Source organism: Acinetobacter pollinis (genome assembly GCF_015627175.1).
Taxonomy (GTDB): Bacteria; Pseudomonadota; Gammaproteobacteria; order Pseudomonadales; family Moraxellaceae; genus Acinetobacter; species Acinetobacter pollinis.
Window position 1 is genome coordinate 14997 of the sequence record NZ_VTDQ01000001.1, and the last position, 15681, is coordinate 30677.

Genomic DNA, 15681 nt, shown 5'->3' on the forward strand with positions numbered 1-15681 from the left:
GCCACATGAGTTTAAATTTCCCTCTCATCCAGCAAATTGATGCGCTTCTTCCTCAAACACAGTGTGGGCTATGCGGTCATCGCGATGGTTGCCTACCCTATGCGAAAGCAATTTCGGAAGGTGAAGCTGCTAATAAATGTATTCCTGGTGGTCAGCCCGTTGCAGATCAACTAGCAAATTTGCTCAATCGACCTATTTTACAGGCTGAAGAAAGTGTATGGCCAATACAACAAGATGGTCGTCCTCAGCGAATGAAAGCAATTATTCGTGAAGAGGAATGTATTGGATGTACAAAATGTATCAGTGCATGCCCAGTCGATGCAATTGTTGGTAGTGGTAAACTCATGCACACCATTTTCACAGACTTATGTACAGGATGTGAGTTGTGTATTCCACCCTGTCCTGTAGACTGTATCGACCTTGTTGAAGATAATAATCTATTGCCCTCAGCCCAAGAGCAAATTGGATTACAAGATAACTTACGTAATCGTTATTACTCACATATTACCCGCGAAGAGAAAAGACGTTTAGAAAGACGTGGCCCTATTGTACGTGCAGAGATTGATACTACTTTATTTGCAGATTTCTCTAAACATGTTAAAAGCGTTCCCATCGTTGAAGTCCAGTGCAAAACAACAGAAACTGGTCTAAATATAGATGCCAAAACCACAATTCAACTTGCGCGTTTACGTACTCAAATTAAAAAGCTAGAAAAGCAACTCAGCGTTCGTGAAGATGAAAAGAAACGCATTCAACTGAAAACGTTAGAAGCTGAATTAAACGACCTACAAGGTATGAGTGTATGACTACAAAAAATATGACACGAAAACAAGTTCAGACATTCTTTACACGTTTACAAGCACAGCGCCCACATCCTCAAACTGAGCTCAACTACACCTCAGCATTTGAACTACTTATTGCAGTTATGCTCTCTGCGCAGGCCACAGATGTGAGTGTGAATAAAGCGACGGATAAGCTTTATCCTGTTGCCAATACTCCTGAAAGTATTTATGCACTGGGTGTAGAAGGTCTTAAGGTATATATAAAAACAATTGGTTTATATAACTCAAAAGCAGAAAATGTCATTAAAACCTGTAAAATTCTCATCGAACAGCATGACAGCGAAGTTCCCAACACACGTAAAGCACTAGAAGCACTACCAGGTGTGGGTCGAAAAACGGCAAACGTTGTTTTAAACACTGCATTTGGCCAACCGACCATGGCAGTAGATACACATATTTTTCGTTTAGGTAATCGCACAGGACTAGCGGTAGGTAAAAATGTACTTGAAGTTGAGCAACGCCTGATTAAAGTGATTCCCAAGGAATTTATAATAGATGCACACCATTGGCTTATTCTACATGGACGATATTGCTGTGTGGCACGTAAACCAAAGTGCAATGAATGCGTTGTTTCAGATGTCTGTAACTGGTCTGAGCGGTTCGAATTTGGTGCACCCCACTAGATTTTAAGTATTTTCATCCTTTTTTAACTTTGGATGTAATTGACGAGGTCTAGGCTGCTTCGGTCTCGTTTTATTTTCCTTCATCACTTCACTTAGCATTTTTTTACTCTGCCACAATAATGCAAGTAGTATCAGAATACTTAGAATTACTAGACCAATTAATGCAATCTTCATTTACTTTTCCTTAAAAAACAAAGGCCCTTTTATCGTTTCGGGCCTTTGTTTAATCAAAATACATCTTAGTCAAATTATTTATCTAAAATTGCAAATAATTCTTGTTGCACTTGATCAATTGGACGTAAACCATTCAACTTGTTGTAAGTTGCTGCTTGTTCTGCTGCAGTCGCTCTAGATTGATAAAAGCCTACCAATTGTGCGGTTTCAGCATGATATGCTGTTAAGCGTTTACGAATAGTTTCCTCTTGGTCATCTTGACGCTGTACTAGATCTTCACCTGTAACGTCATCTTTGCCTTCTACTTTTGGTGGATTATATTCAACATGATATACACGTCCAGAAGCAGGATGCTGACGACGACCCGATAAACGCTTTACAATTTCTTCATCAGGTACTTCAATTTCAATCACATGATCAATTGCAATACCTTCATTTTCTAATGCTTCAGCTTGTGGAATCGTACGAGGGAATCCGTCAAAAATACAACCATTAACACAATCAGGTTGCGCAATACGTTCTTTTACTAATCCCAAAATAAGCTCATCTGAAACTAAACCACCAGATTCCATCACGCTTTTTGCTTTTAGGCCGAGTTCAGTTCCTTCACGGATTGCAGCACGGAGCATATCACCAGTTGAAATTTGTGGGATATCATAGCGCTTACAGATCAACTGAGCTTGTGTACCTTTACCTGCTCCAGGTGGTCCGAGTAAAATAATGCGCATCTAATAAATCCTCATTTAACAAAATTTTTACCAAATCAACATACTTCATAAATATTAAAAAGTACTGATATGGTCTTATAAAAAAGCAACAAAAAGATGTATTGTACCAGCGATAAAACCAGTTACCCCTCCCAACACGATTAAAATCCACTCGTCCTCTTTAAAAGCAGGACGAAGTAAATTCTGAAATTCGTGCGGTGTGAGATCACGAATACGATCTCGAAACATTTTAAATATCTTACGGGCGCGACTTGCATTGAATGCAGGATCACAAACAGGCACCATCGTAATTTCTATTGAGCGGTCAATCAAGTCTGTTTTTAACTTTGCATACTCTTTTGGGCCTAATGAAAGCTGTAAAGTTGTACGCACTAATGGTGTATCCATAATTGGATGAATATGTTTTTTTACAATTTGACGTGTTTTATCTTTTTTATCCCCATACATCATTTCCATCATAATTGTTTTTAATGTAATAAGTTCTTCTGTAACAACCTTAGCAAATACATCTGATACTTCTTCTTGACGCTTCATAAAAGCACCTTGAATATTGTATGTACCTACTCTTGGTATAACAGGAACAAACCATGGAAATGTATGATTCTTTGTTCGTCTAAAAAACTGAGGATAACGAACATAATGCGGATAAATAGGATTAAATACCATCCAAATCGCAATCCAATTGGTTAAAAGCCCCCAAATTGCGGCCCAAAAAGGTACTGTCCAATGCCATGGTACAATAAACCAAACCAACATTTGAATAAGACCAAAGAAGCATCCTATTAATGCACTAATATGCCAAATAAAATTAATTTCTTTTGAACCAACTTTTAGGAACATGCGAACCATTAAACGACGGTCATTTTCCATCTGATGAACAACCATATCTCGCATATCAACTAAAGATTCAACATGAGATGTCAGATCAATGACGAGATCATGTAAAACAGAAGGTAATTGCTTGTGTGCATGTTCATAAATACGACGTTTGATCGAGTAAGGAAGATTCTCCCATAGAACAGCATTGCGCTCATGCATGACTTCATCAATAAGATTCTCAAGCTGTGCGTCGACTTGCTTCCCAATGATATTTGCCATTTCATCTGGATCCATGGCATCTAAAAACTCACTGAGTGAACCTATTTTTTTTAGCGTATTGTCTGTAATAATTCCTGAAATTCTGCCAGCCTTTCGTGGAACAATTCCTTGCCAACCCAAAGGTAATCGTCCAATGTGTATTCCCCAAAAGTGTATTGGATAAAACACCATACGTAGTGCCATCCAAACATGTGCCCATGTTACAAAAGCAGTCACTGGGATAATACTTAGCACCGCCAAATGGTCTGGACGGAGCAAGAATAATTGCCACAGATGACTTAAATACTCAAACATGAAACACTCTCTAGTTGTTTACTTACCAGATTCTTTTAACCTGACTGGAAGAACTTTATCTTCAAATATCTAAGCTGGATATATGAAAAAACGGCACGCATAAAGCGTAAAATATTATTTTATGCATAAATTATATATTAGCATGCAACCTGTGCCGAAGCACAAATATAAGCATGAAAAGACAAACAAAAATCTATTTCGATAGATAGACTATTTAATTTAAGGTCTAGCCAACTGGCTTATCCTAAAATATTATATATTCAATATAAATCATATGATATTAACTTACCTACCTTTTAATATGCTCCATTTCAAAGCGCATGTTGCTTTTTATCGTATCGAGATATTAAATTAAACATGACTTAAAAATAAGGATCAGTCCCTTGAAATACAATAACCTTCAAGCATTCTTAGCTACTGTAGAACAACGTAATCCCCATCAGCCAGAGTTTTTACAGGCTGTAGAAGAAGTGATGACCAGTTTATGGCCTTTTATTGAGAAAAATCCTCAATATACCAAACAAGGATTACTTGACCGTCTAGTAGAACCGGAGCGCGTTATTCAATTCCGAGTTGCTTGGGTAGATGATCAAGGTGAAACACAAGTGAATCGCGCATTTAGAGTGCAATACAATTCAGCACTTGGTCCATTTAAAGGAGGTATGCGCTTTCACCCTTCTGTAAATCAATCTATTTTAAAGTTTTTAGGTTTCGAGCAAATTTTTAAAAATGCACTGACTACACTACCTATGGGTGGGGGTAAAGGCGGTTCTGATTTTGATCCAAAAGGAAAATCAGATAATGAAATTATGCGCTTTTGTCAGGCACTTATTGTTGAATTATATCGTCACTTGGGGCCAAATACAGATATTCCAGCTGGAGATATTGGTGTAGGCGGACGTGAAGTTGGTTACATGGCAGGTATGATGAAAAAGCTAAGTAACGATACTTCAGCTGTTTTTACTGGCAAAGGAATTTCATTCGGCGGTAGTCTCATCCGCCCTGAAGCTACTGGGTACGGTACAGTATATTTCGCGGAAGAAATGCTAAAAACAAAGCAGCAGAATTTTAAAGATAAAATTGTTTCCATTTCAGGATCAGGAAATGTAGCTCAGTTTGCTGCTGAAAAAGCAATTTCACTGGGAGCGAAAGTAGTCACTCTTTCCGATTCAAACGGAACAGTTTATATTCCAGATGGTTTTACATTAGAACTGCTTAAAGCTGTTATGACCATAAAAAATGAAATGCGCGGACGTATTTCAGATTTTGCGCAGCAATATAATTTTCAATATTTTGAGAAGCAGACCCCTTGGCATATCCCTGTAGATATTGCGTTACCTTGTGCAACACAAAATGAGCTCACAGGTGAAGATGCTGAGCAATTAATTAAAAATGGCGTTATCTGTGTCGCAGAAGGTGCAAATATGCCATGCAATTTAGATGCAGTAGAAAAATTTATTGAAGCACAAGTACTCTATGCACCAGGCAAAGCATCTAATGCAGGAGGAGTTGCAACATCTGGCTTCGAAATGTCACAAAATGCAATTCGCTTGTCATGGTCACAGGATGAAGTTGATGCACGCTTAAAAAATATTATGCACGAGATTCATAATAACTGTGTCAAATATGGTACAAAAGAGAATGGATTCGTCAACTATGTTGATGGTGCCAATATTGCCGGATTTGTTAAAGTTGCTGATGCAATGCTGGCACAAGGTGTATTTTAATTCCTACTCGCAACGATAATTTATCGTTGCGAACTTTTTGTGTTCTATAAGATACGATAAAAGATTATTTTTATAGAAAAATATAGAAAATAAGTTACATAATAACGTGAATAGAGTCTTTATTCATATCAAGCTTCGGTTAAAATAACACGTTTTAAACTCGACCTCGTGCTGATGCCGTCTATATGAAGCAACATTTTCCTTTAAAAAACGTACAACAAGAAAGACGCATTTACCGAAACCGTATATTTATTGCTGTTGGACTGGTACTTTTTTGTTTTTGTGTACTGATTGCTCGATATTTTTATCTTCAAGTTGTTCATTATAAAGACTTTTCAACAGCTTCTGACAACAATCGTATTAGATTACAGCCTATTGCTCCAACTCGTGGTTATATTTACGACCGAAATGGCATTCTGCTCGCAGATAACTATCCTGTTTTTACAGCCACACTAAGCAAGGCCGATGTAGATGATATTGACGAGACTGTCGAACGCTTAAAACCCATTTTAGATTTGTCGGAAGATGATATTGAAAAGTTCAACACACGTATTAAAACTGCAAAAAAAACAGAGCGTGTTGCACTTAAATTAAATATTAATGAGGCTGAAATTGCTCGCTTTAGCGAAGCAAAGTATCAATTTCCTGGTGTACAAATTGAAACTCAGATGACTCGCTATTACCCATATGGCGAACTCTTCGCTCATATTATTGGGTACGTTGGGCGAATTAACGATAAAGAACTCAAAAGCATTAATAAAGATACTTATGCAGGTACCAATCTGATTGGTAAAAGTGGTGTAGAAAGATATTATGAAAATTTACTTCATGGTATTCCAGGAAATGAAGCTGTAGAAGCGGATGCACATGGCAATATTTTAAGGCATTTGGGACGAAAAGAACCTGCTCAGGGCGATGACCTATACCTCTCTATTGATTATGGCTTACAGGTGGTTGCATCTGAGCAGCTTGCAGGAAGACGTGGTGCTGTTGTTGCAATTAACCCAAAAACAGGTGAAATTTTGGCACTGGTTTCAAGCCCAAGTTTTAATCCAAACCTGTTTGTTACAGGCATCAGTGGCAAAGACTACGCCGCTTTACGCGACAACTTAGACCAGCCTTTATACAACCGTGCAGTACAAGGAACCTACCCCCCTGGTTCAACCATTAAACCTGTCGAAGGATTAGGTGGTATTAATTATGGTGTTGTAGATTGGTCTACTGCAATTCATGACCCAGGCTATTTTCAACTACCCGGCGACCCTCATAAATTCCGCGACTGGAAAAAGACGGGTCATGGTTTAGTAAATATGAATAAGGCAATTCAAGAATCTTGTGATACCTATTTTTATATTTTAGCTAACCAAATGGGCATTGAGCATATGAACGAATGGATGCGTCAATTTGGTTTTGGCGCAAAGACTGGATTAGATTTACCAAGTGAAAGCGCTGGAATCTATCCAAACCCTGAATGGAAAATGAAAAACTATAAGTCTAAATGGCTTCGTGGTGAAACAATTTCTGTCAGTATTGGCCAAGGCGCATTTACTGCTACACCTGTACAACTGGCCATGGCCATCGCGATTTTATCAAATCAAGGTAAACATATTACACCACACGTGCTTTCGTCAGTTAAAGGTGCACTGCCTCACCCGATCCATAATGATACAGACGGTATGGTTCAGTTTAATGGTACACAAGATGATTGGTTAAAAATGCGTGACGCAATGGTTGATGTAATTAACCACGGTACAGGTCGAAGCATTAAAACCAATGCATACCAAATTGCAGGTAAAACAGGAACCGCCCAAGTCAAAAGTATTGCTCAGGGTAAAAAGTATAATGAAGCATTACTTACACAACGTGAATACGATCATGGACTTTTTGTTGGCTTTGCACCTGCTGAAAACCCTGAAATTGCAATTGCAGTGATTTGGGAGAATGGTCGACATGGCGGTGCTGCTGCACATATTGCCAAACCTGTATTTGACTACTGGATGGTGCAAAGAAAAACCAACCCAATTAAACCCACAGCACAGCAAATTAATGGTGGATTAATGACAGCGGGGCTCAAACCGGGTCAGCTACCAAGTGCAGGAAGAATGCTTGAGGCAGATCCGAATGCCATTTCAAGTAGCAGTCCTGTTGCAAACCTCGTTAAACCAACATCTACCCCAGCCGCTTCAAGCCGAGCAACAGGTGATGTACCAGACACAGATATTAGTGAATAGATAAAGTATGAAAAATCAATTGCGTATTATTGGTGGAGAATGGAAACGTCAACAACTTCAATTTGCTTCTATTGATGGATTAAGGCCTACCCCAGACCGTGTAAGAGAGACACTGTTTAATTGGCTAATGTGGGATATTCAAAATGCTGTGGTTTTAGATACCTGTACAGGTTCTGGCGCCTTAGCATTCGAAGCACTTTCTCGCGGTGCATCACATGTTACACTCATTGAGCCCAATAAAAAGCAAGCACAGTTTTTGCAGGAGAATATTCAAACACTAAATATTCAAGATAAATGTAACCTCCATCTCAGCACTGCTGAAGATGTACTCCCCAAGTTAAAAAAGGCATTTGATGTTGTTTTCTTAGACCCACCCTATAGTCTAGAACTTTGGGAAGATTTATCCCATTTAATTGATCCTCTACTTAAACCAGAAGCTTTTATTTACATTGAAGCCGATCGACCATTGGCACAAATTCGACTACCAGTATCTTGGGAAAAAATTAAAGAAACTAAAGCAGGGACTGTACAAGCTGGGCTATATAGAAAGCATAATGATTAAAATTAATCATCTTCACCTTCTATTTTTTCTCGATCTTTAAATAGCTTGAGACGCATCATGGTCTCATGCATGTTATGAGGTGGCGGTGGTTGATGCTCTAAACCATCGTCATCAAAATACCCATTATCTAATGTAGAATTAATAAGGTGTGGAAAATCACTATATACCTGTGTTTGCACAGTACCAGCATGGATCGGTACCACAATACATCCTGCAACTGATAATAAACATAGGATAAAAATCCAAAAATGTTTCATAAGTCGATCATTGCATATTGAATATCAATCAGTTTGCCTGAGTTTATTTTAATGATTGTGAATAATCCGTAATCATTTATAGTTATTTTTTAAATAGACCCAGATAAAAAAAACCAGCAATTAAGCTGGTTTTTTATTTAGGTAGATCTTAATTCTTTTCAATATTCGCTTCAATAAACCAAAGATACTGATCTAAGTCTTCAAGTGCAGCATGGATAATATCTTCAGAAATTGGGTCTTCAATTTCCTCGGTTGTAGCGCGAAGATGATTAGCCACAACAGCATAACGGTCTGCAAGCTGTACAAGGTGATCCTGCACATCATACACATCAGTCGGATATGCTTTGAGCTGAGAGTCTTTACCTACAACTTGAGTCGTACCTAGTGCAGTACCGCCAATTTGCACCGCACGTTCAGCAACATTGTCTAGGTGTGCAATAATAGATGTTCTAAATGTATCTAACATTTCATGCACAGCAATAAAGTTGCTACCACGCATATTCCAGTGGGCTTGTTTTGTAATTAAAGATAAATCAATCAGATTCGATAGAATTTGATTCAAAATTTTTAATGTAGATTCTTTAATTTTTTCGTCAAGGTTATTACGTGTGTAAACGCGACCTAATGTTTTCGTCTTTGTTGTCATAGTATCCTCTTGTATAGAACAATGGAATTTAAAATCGTTATGGTTATAAAATAGCTCAACTTTTACGCTGTATCGAGCTTATGTTTCATATTAAAACAAAGCAGTAACAATCGTTAGCAAAATATTGTATTAAAAAATTATAGTTAGAGTTTCAAATTTTGAGTGACCCTAACTATATCTATTTAAATTATGATTCTACAAACTTTGCAGGAAATTCCTGAATTCTTTCTAAGTAAAAGACACCATTTCTTTCTTCGAGAAGATAACTAGGCGCACCCTCAAAAGGTTTACCACTCATTACGCCCATTACTATATTTTCATCTACTTGACGAAAATGTCCAAATAGTGGCACGTGATCATAAACAAGTGTAGCCGATGTTTTGCCTCTAAAATCTATATTCCATAAACTTGCCCCTCCACGCATGACTTCTTTATTAGAAAATAGTTCACCTTTGTCGTTATAACAGATCACAGAATCGGTAGTAAATTGATCTTGAAACCATTTACCGAACCAATTAATTTTTTTAGAAAATTCAAAATCCCAAGGACCATCGAATAATCCTCCTTTCCATTTACCATAAATATTCTCTATCGATATTTCAGGCAAGGTATCAAAAAATGCGATTAACTCATCAGCAGATTCGTAAGACTTATCTTTTAACTGATTAAATTGATCAGTATATGCTGTTTTTTGATTCATTTTTATCCTCTATTATTTAATTATTCATACTCATAAAGTCTTAAAAATTAATAGTTTTGACTTTATTTTATCTTCCATAACGACCTGAAGGTAAGACATCATTAGTGCAGATCACCACTAATACCTATAGCTTAAAATTTTTCTATTCTTATAATGAATAAACTGGAGCGTTTATATATGAAATATAGCTTATAAAAAATATTTGAAATTTTGTGTGATTTATTTGTTTATTTTTAGAATAAATGATAAGCAATTTAAGAATTAAATATTCTATTTAACAATGAATGTAGAGGATTTTAGAAAATCCTCTACATTCAATTCAAATAATTTAAAAAAGACGATTCAATCCATTTAAGGCTGCAACTCGATATGCCTCTGCCATTGTTGGATAGTTAAATGTAGTTTCCACAAAATATTTAAGTGAGTTATTTTGACTTTGCATAATGGCTTGACCAATATGAATAATCTCAGCTGCATTATTACCAAAACAATGTATTCCTAGAATTTCTAAACTGTCACGGTGGAAAAGTATTTTAAGCTCGCCCACTGTATCGCCTGTAATTTGTGCACGCGCCAAATGACGAAATGATGATTGCCCAACTTCATAAGGCACTTTTTCTTCTGTCAATTCTTGTTCACTTTTTCCAAAACATGAAATTTCAGGAATTGTATAAATACCCGTTGGAATATCCGTTACAGGTTTTACATTTTCTTCACCGCTCATATTGGAGCCAGCGCAACGCCCTTGGTCATATGCAGCAGATGCAAGTGATGGCCATCCCACAACATCACCTGCAGCATAAATATGTTCAACTGAGGTCTGATATTGATCGTTCACTGAAAGCTGACCTCGACTATTTGGCGTTAAGCCAACATTTTCAAGACCTAAACCATCCGTATTTCCTGAACGGCCATTACACCACAAAATTGCGTCAGCCTTAATTTTTTTACCGCTTTGTAAATATAAAATGACATAATCATCAGCTGTTTCTAAGTGGTCAATTTGCTCATTATGTCGAATAAGCACGCCTTGTTCACGAAGATGATAAGACAAGGCATCTGAAATTTCTGCATCTAAATAACTCAGTAGCTTTGGCTGGGTATTAATTAAATCGACTTTATGATTCAAACCAATAAAAATAGAGGCATACTCACAACCAATCACGCCTGCACCATAAATAATAATTTTCTTGATGGTATAATCTAAGTCTAAAATTTTATCTGAATCAAATACACGAGGATGATTAAAATCTAAACCTTGTGGATGATATGGACGACTTCCTGTCGCAATCACAAGCTCCGTAAATAATATGGTCTCTTTCACACCATCTGGTGTAAATACAACGACCGTATTTTTATCTTGAATATAAGCACGACCATAAAATACATCAATATTATTGCGATCATAAAAACGACTATGTGTCGCTACTTGCTTTTGAATAACTCGATGTGCATGGCTTAAAACCTGTTTCATGGTGAAATTTTTCCATTCACCTACTTTTTGAAACATCGGATCGCGCTGATAACGCATAATGCTTGAAACGGTCTGACGTAAAGCTTTACTTGGAATTGTGCCTACATGCGTACAATTTCCTCCCAATTGACCACGCATATCCACAATCGCAACGCGCTTGCCAGATTTGGTCAATTTCATTGCTGCACCTTCACCTGCAGGACCTGAACCTAAGACAATGGCATCGTATTGACTAAAACTCCCTCTAATCACTTCTTTCTTACGTGACATATACCTCTCCTTCCATTGTTTTGGATTATTTTAGCGTAATTCAGGTTCTTTGAGATGCTACTTTGCGTTATTTTCACCAAGTTATACACCGTTATTTTTCATTTCTTTAACAAATCTCTATTACTCTACGCAATGGCACATTTTTCGTTATAATGCTACTGTATAGCAAAGAGCCATTTAAAAATTGTCAAACAGTGGAAATGTTGAAAATGACGAAAAACCGTAAGCCAGAACAGGGGGTAAAACTTCGCGGCGCTGATAAAGTCGCTAGAATTCCTGTAAAAGTGATTCCTACGGTTGAAGTGCCACGTAAGCCTGACTGGATTCGGGTAAAAATGACAGCACCTGAAGAAGTTCAGCGTATAAAAACGACTTTACGCGCACAAAAACTGCATACCGTTTGTGAAGAGGCAGCATGTCCCAACCTACCTGAATGTTTTGGTGGTGGTACAGCAACCTTTATGATTATGGGCGATATTTGTACTCGTCGCTGCCCATTTTGTGATGTTGCACATGGTCGACCAAATGCCTTAGATGCAGATGAACCACGCCATATGGCAGAAACAATTGCAAACCTGCACCTCAAATATGCGGTAATTACCTCTGTCGATCGAGATGATCTACTTGATGGTGGTGCACAGCATTTTGTAGATTGTATTAAAGAAGCACGTGCCCTCAGTCCAAATACGCTGTTAGAAATTTTAGTTCCCGATTTCAGAGGTCGTATGGACGTTGCACTCGATATTATGGCAGCATGCCCACCTGATGTGTTTAACCATAATATTGAAACCGTACCTCGCCTGTATAAAGCCATGCGTCCTGGCTCTGACTACCAACACTCTTTAACATTACTGCAACGCTTTAAAGAAATGCGTCCAGATATTCCAACGAAATGCGGATTAATGGTAGGTATTGGAGAAACTGAAGAAGAGGTTATTTCTTTACTAGATGATTTACATGCACATGGTGTCGACTACGTAACAATTGGTCAGTACTTACAACCATCTAAGGAACATGCTGCACTTGAACGTTTCGTAACTCCAGAAGAGTTTGAGCGCTATGCAGAGCATGGTCGCAAACTTGGATTTAGAAACATTTGGTCTGCACCTATGGTACGGTCAAGTTACTTTGCAGATCGTCAATACTACGGCGAGCCTGTACCACAAGTTCGCAGAAAAGTGGATCCTGCGAAAAAAATTGCTGTACAAGCGATCGAAGCTTAATTTTAAAAGGTGACTAAATCCCGTATTTAGTCACCTTTGAACAAACTTATAACCCTTCAAAAAAATGTGCTGCCCGAAATACCGCTTCATCATCTCCAGAATATGAAGAAATAAGTAATCCCGTCGGTAATCCCTGTTTACAAAAGCCATTGGGCACTGTAATTGCAGGCGTATCTAAAAAACTTCCGGGCATAGTTAAACGCAAACTACGCTTATTCCAGCTAAAAAATGTTTCTTCACTGTCTAATAAAGGTGCAAGCTTAGGTGCAGTATGCATTACGGTTGGCGTTAACAATAAAGAACCATCAAGTTCAGCACGAATTTTTTGCTGTAGTTGTTGCTTTAAGAAATACAATTTAATTTGCTTAGAAGCAGGAAAATGGCGTGCTGTTTCTAATCTAGCACGAATGTACTGATCCATTTTTTCGGCATCAGATGAATCAAGTAATTTTTCATGTAAAGTGAATGCTTCAGCAGCACCCAACCATAATCCATCATCAACCAAATCTAAACTTTGTTGAAAAGCATCAATTGAACGGTATTCTACTAAGCAGCCTTGCTCTTTAAGTTTCTCTACACTTTGAGCAAAATTATTTTTTACATCTTCACACGTTTGAGGATGAGAAAATATACGCTCATCGACAACAAAACTTAACTGCTGTGGCTTAACCTGCACTTGAGGTATATCAAAACTTTTCTTTCCAAGCAGCAAATTATCTAATGCTTTACAATCACGTACAGTTAATGCCAAAGGCCCTAAAGTATCTAAAGTTTTGGCAAGCTCAAATACGCCATCTTTTGCATAACGCGTATAACTACTTCTATATCCAACCAAACCATTGAACGCAGCCGGTATGCGAATAGAACCTGCTGTATCTGAACCCATTGCAATCGGTACGGTACCAACACCTACCGAAATTGCCGCACCTGAAGATGATCCACCCGAAACACATGTTTGGTCATATATATTTTTAGGATGACCAAAATATGGATTTAAACCTAAACCAGAATAAGCAAACTCTGATAAGTTTGTTTTACCAACATTTACCATCCCTTGTTGTGTTAATGTCGCCACCATACTCGCATCTGAAGTTTTTATTTCACTTTCATTTAAAACTGGCGAACCTGCAGTTGTTTTATACCCTTGAATATTAAATAAATCTTTCCATGATATTGGAATACCATCGAAAATTGAGAGTGGTTGTCCTACATCCCATCTTTCTTTGGCAGCCTTCGCCTCACGATAAGCACGTTTTTCACAGCATTCTATATATACACTTTCTGTATGCTGAATTTTTTCAAATGCATTTTCTAAAGCTTGAACAGGATTAAGCGTTCTTTTTTGAAACTGTATTGCGATTGAAATTGCATCTTGTAAGTCCTTCACGATTTACTCCAAAGTAGAAAATGAATAGGTTTCCTTACCTTTCAATGAGTGGCAGGAATAGTTTGTTTCTGTGGTAGATCCACTTGAATTTTTTTATGAGGCTGTAGCATTGCCATACAACATACACTCAAGCCAGCAACACAAGCCGTTGCATAAAAAATAGTATGATATGAATAGTATTGTGCAAGCCAACCAGAAAGTAAGGGTGAGACAATAGCCGAGATATTTCCAATCGCAAGTGTAACCCCTGAGAAAACTCCAATATTTTGATAAGGAGAAACATCCATAATTACTGAATAATAGATATTATTAATCATGGCATTACATGCATTACCTAATGCGATAAAAATAATAATTGTAGTTGCTGTATGCATTAAAGGCACCATTGCAAAACAAATTGCCGTTAAAGCCAGCATGACAGCAGCAAAACTATTACGAGCAACCTTTAAACTGTATTTTTGATATAAATAATCACTCACATATCCACCAAGCACAACAGTAAGTGTTGATCCAACCCATGGGATCATTGCCATATACCACAGTGCGTTCAGGTTATAATGAAAGGTATCTTGTAGATACTTAGGCCCCCAAGACATAATTGTGAAAGTGACATACAAAAATGCAAAATAGCCAAAAGCATTTAATATTAATGTACGATTTTGAAAGAATGCCCACCATGGTAATTTTTCAGCATGATCTACTCGATCTTTTTGAATTTCTGCTAACTCATTTGCAGTGACTTTCTTATGATTTTCAGGTAAATCTTGGAATACAAAATAAAAAATAATCATAAATACAAATGAAATAATACCAAGAACAATAAACATTGTTCGCCAACTGTGTGTTGACATTAAAAGAAAAACTGCAATTGGTGCGGTCAACAACCCAGCTACCTGTGTACTGAGTAATCCCAAACTCAAAGAAAAACTGCGTTCACTTTTAGGAGACCAATTGGAAATGGATTTATTTAATAATGGATATGCTGGCCCTTCTGCTATACCAAATAAAACCCTGAACATAGCAAATCCCATTAGCGCAGAACCAAAGAAGAATGTACCGATATTTCCCGCCCATGCAGTTAATATTTCAATAACAGACCATGCTAAACCAAAAAACAACCACACTCTTTTAGCTCCAAAGCGATCTGCAAGACCACCACCTATAAGTGCACCAATTAGGTAACCAAATCCAAAATATCCGAGTACCGCACCAATCTGTACTTTAGATAAAGCATATTCTACGGCGATATCATTAATTGCGAATGGCAATGCACCACGATCAATATAGTTAATTAGAATAAGTGTGAATAAAAGCATAAATATTGAGTAACGATACTTTGTATATCCTTTCATTACACACCTCTTTTTATCTATTTAATTTTTACAACACATAGTGATATTCTCTAAATAAATACGATGCAATATGAATGCCAGATATTACCCTCA

General features: G+C 37.4%; 15 protein-coding genes. 6 read left to right on the forward strand and 9 right to left on the reverse strand.

The genetic code is table 11. From position 1 onward, the window contains the following. The first annotated feature begins 5 nt into the window (after positions 1-5). Both I2F23_RS00070 and nth read left to right on the forward strand, forming a co-directional pair. Entirely contained in the window at positions 6-806 is an 801-nt protein-coding gene (locus tag I2F23_RS00070) for an RnfABCDGE type electron transport complex subunit B (protein WP_195770571.1), read from the forward strand. Continuing rightward, positions 803-1465 (forward strand): endonuclease III, encoded by a 663-nt coding sequence (gene nth / locus I2F23_RS00075; protein WP_195770572.1) that lies wholly within the window; start codon positions 803-805, stop codon positions 1463-1465. The genes I2F23_RS00070 and nth overlap by 4 nt, the downstream gene beginning before the upstream one ends. Before the next feature lie 3 nt (positions 1466-1468). Here nth and I2F23_RS00080 read toward each other — a convergent pair whose 3' ends face one another. From I2F23_RS00080 to I2F23_RS00090, 3 genes are all read right to left on the reverse strand, one after another. Then, complete coding sequence (locus tag I2F23_RS00080; RefSeq protein WP_195770573.1) at positions 1469-1639, reverse strand: hypothetical protein; 171 nt, start codon at positions 1637-1639, stop codon at positions 1469-1471. A gap of 74 nt (positions 1640-1713) precedes the next feature. Beyond that, on the reverse strand, positions 1714-2367 hold the full coding sequence (gene adk, locus I2F23_RS00085; RefSeq protein WP_195770574.1) for an adenylate kinase: 654 nt from the start codon (positions 2365-2367) through the stop codon (positions 1714-1716). Between the two features lie 75 nt (positions 2368-2442). Then, on the reverse strand, positions 2443-3759 hold the full coding sequence (locus I2F23_RS00090) for a hypothetical protein (RefSeq protein WP_195770575.1): 1317 nt from the start codon (positions 3757-3759) through the stop codon (positions 2443-2445). A gap of 383 nt (positions 3760-4142) precedes the next feature. On the opposite strand from I2F23_RS00090, the gene gdhA reads away from it, so the two are divergent. The 3 genes from gdhA to rsmD all read left to right on the forward strand — a co-directional run bounded on the left by gdhA (position 4143) and on the right by rsmD (position 8279). Beyond that, positions 4143-5486 carry an NADP-specific glutamate dehydrogenase gene (gene gdhA / locus I2F23_RS00095; RefSeq protein WP_195770576.1) on the forward strand — a complete coding sequence of 448 codons (1344 nt, stop codon included), beginning with the start codon at positions 4143-4145 and terminating at the stop codon, positions 5484-5486. A 185-nt stretch (positions 5487-5671) separates the two neighbouring features. Further along, entirely contained in the window at positions 5672-7717 is a 2046-nt protein-coding gene (gene mrdA / locus I2F23_RS00100; RefSeq protein WP_195770577.1) for a penicillin-binding protein 2, read from the forward strand. 7 nt (positions 7718-7724) lie between these two features. Continuing rightward, positions 7725-8279 carry a 16S rRNA (guanine(966)-N(2))-methyltransferase RsmD gene (gene rsmD / locus I2F23_RS00105; RefSeq protein WP_195770578.1) on the forward strand — a complete coding sequence of 185 codons (555 nt, stop codon included), beginning with the start codon at positions 7725-7727 and terminating at the stop codon, positions 8277-8279. Between the two features lie 2 nt (positions 8280-8281). Here the strand turns inward: rsmD and I2F23_RS00110 are convergent, their stop codons facing one another. The 4 genes from I2F23_RS00110 to sthA form a co-directional block, all read right to left on the reverse strand. Continuing rightward, positions 8282-8536 (reverse strand): hypothetical protein, encoded by a 255-nt coding sequence (locus I2F23_RS00110; protein WP_195770579.1) that lies wholly within the window; start codon positions 8534-8536, stop codon positions 8282-8284. A 148-nt stretch (positions 8537-8684) separates the two neighbouring features. Next, complete coding sequence (gene dps, locus I2F23_RS00115; RefSeq protein ID WP_195770580.1) at positions 8685-9182, reverse strand: DNA starvation/stationary phase protection protein Dps; 498 nt, start codon at positions 9180-9182, stop codon at positions 8685-8687. Positions 9183-9369: 187 nt separating this feature from the next. Further along, positions 9370-9882 (reverse strand): DUF4334 domain-containing protein, encoded by a 513-nt coding sequence (locus I2F23_RS00120; RefSeq protein WP_195770581.1) that lies wholly within the window; start codon positions 9880-9882, stop codon positions 9370-9372. Between the two features lie 328 nt (positions 9883-10210). Beyond that, on the reverse strand, positions 10211-11626 hold the full coding sequence (gene sthA / locus I2F23_RS00125) for a Si-specific NAD(P)(+) transhydrogenase (protein ID WP_195770582.1): 1416 nt from the start codon (positions 11624-11626) through the stop codon (positions 10211-10213). A gap of 209 nt (positions 11627-11835) precedes the next feature. Between sthA and lipA the strand changes: the two genes are divergently transcribed. After that, on the forward strand, positions 11836-12849 hold the full coding sequence (lipA, locus tag I2F23_RS00130) for a lipoyl synthase (RefSeq protein ID WP_195770583.1): 1014 nt from the start codon (positions 11836-11838) through the stop codon (positions 12847-12849). Positions 12850-12895: 46 nt separating this feature from the next. Here the strand turns inward: lipA and I2F23_RS00135 are convergent, their stop codons facing one another. Together I2F23_RS00135 and I2F23_RS00140 are read right to left on the reverse strand one after the other, a co-directional pair. Beyond that, on the reverse strand, positions 12896-14236 hold the full coding sequence (locus tag I2F23_RS00135) for an amidase family protein (RefSeq protein ID WP_195770584.1): 1341 nt from the start codon (positions 14234-14236) through the stop codon (positions 12896-12898). A gap of 41 nt (positions 14237-14277) precedes the next feature. Next, positions 14278-15588 carry an MFS transporter gene (locus I2F23_RS00140; RefSeq protein WP_195770585.1) on the reverse strand — a complete coding sequence of 437 codons (1311 nt, stop codon included), beginning with the start codon at positions 15586-15588 and terminating at the stop codon, positions 14278-14280. Positions 15589-15681 lie beyond the last annotated feature (93 nt).

Excerpts from the sequence above, each read along its gene's own strand:
- I2F23_RS00120 (WP_195770581.1), bottom strand. The coding sequence starts at position 9,882 with ATGAATCAAAAAACAGCATATACTGATCAATTTAATCAGTTAAAAGAT.
- nth (WP_195770572.1), top strand. The coding sequence starts at position 803 with ATGACTACAAAAAATATGACACGAAAACAAGTTCAGACATTCTTTACA.
- I2F23_RS00110 (WP_195770579.1), bottom strand. The coding sequence starts at position 8,536 with ATGAAACATTTTTGGATTTTTATCCTATGTTTATTATCAGTTGCAGGA.
- lipA (WP_195770583.1), top strand. The coding sequence starts at position 11,836 with ATGACGAAAAACCGTAAGCCAGAACAGGGGGTAAAACTTCGCGGCGCT.
- sthA (WP_195770582.1), bottom strand. The coding sequence starts at position 11,626 with ATGTCACGTAAGAAAGAAGTGATTAGAGGGAGTTTTAGTCAATACGAT.
- dps (WP_195770580.1), bottom strand. The coding sequence starts at position 9,182 with ATGACAACAAAGACGAAAACATTAGGTCGCGTTTACACACGTAATAAC.
- I2F23_RS00070 (WP_195770571.1), top strand. The coding sequence starts at position 6 with ATGAGTTTAAATTTCCCTCTCATCCAGCAAATTGATGCGCTTCTTCCT.
- adk (WP_195770574.1), bottom strand. The coding sequence starts at position 2,367 with ATGCGCATTATTTTACTCGGACCACCTGGAGCAGGTAAAGGTACACAA.
- I2F23_RS00090 (WP_195770575.1), bottom strand. The coding sequence starts at position 3,759 with ATGTTTGAGTATTTAAGTCATCTGTGGCAATTATTCTTGCTCCGTCCA.
- rsmD (WP_195770578.1), top strand. The coding sequence starts at position 7,725 with ATGAAAAATCAATTGCGTATTATTGGTGGAGAATGGAAACGTCAACAA.
- mrdA (WP_195770577.1), top strand. The coding sequence starts at position 5,672 with ATGAAGCAACATTTTCCTTTAAAAAACGTACAACAAGAAAGACGCATT.
- I2F23_RS00080 (WP_195770573.1), bottom strand. The coding sequence starts at position 1,639 with ATGAAGATTGCATTAATTGGTCTAGTAATTCTAAGTATTCTGATACTA.
- I2F23_RS00140 (WP_195770585.1), bottom strand. The coding sequence starts at position 15,588 with ATGAAAGGATATACAAAGTATCGTTACTCAATATTTATGCTTTTATTC.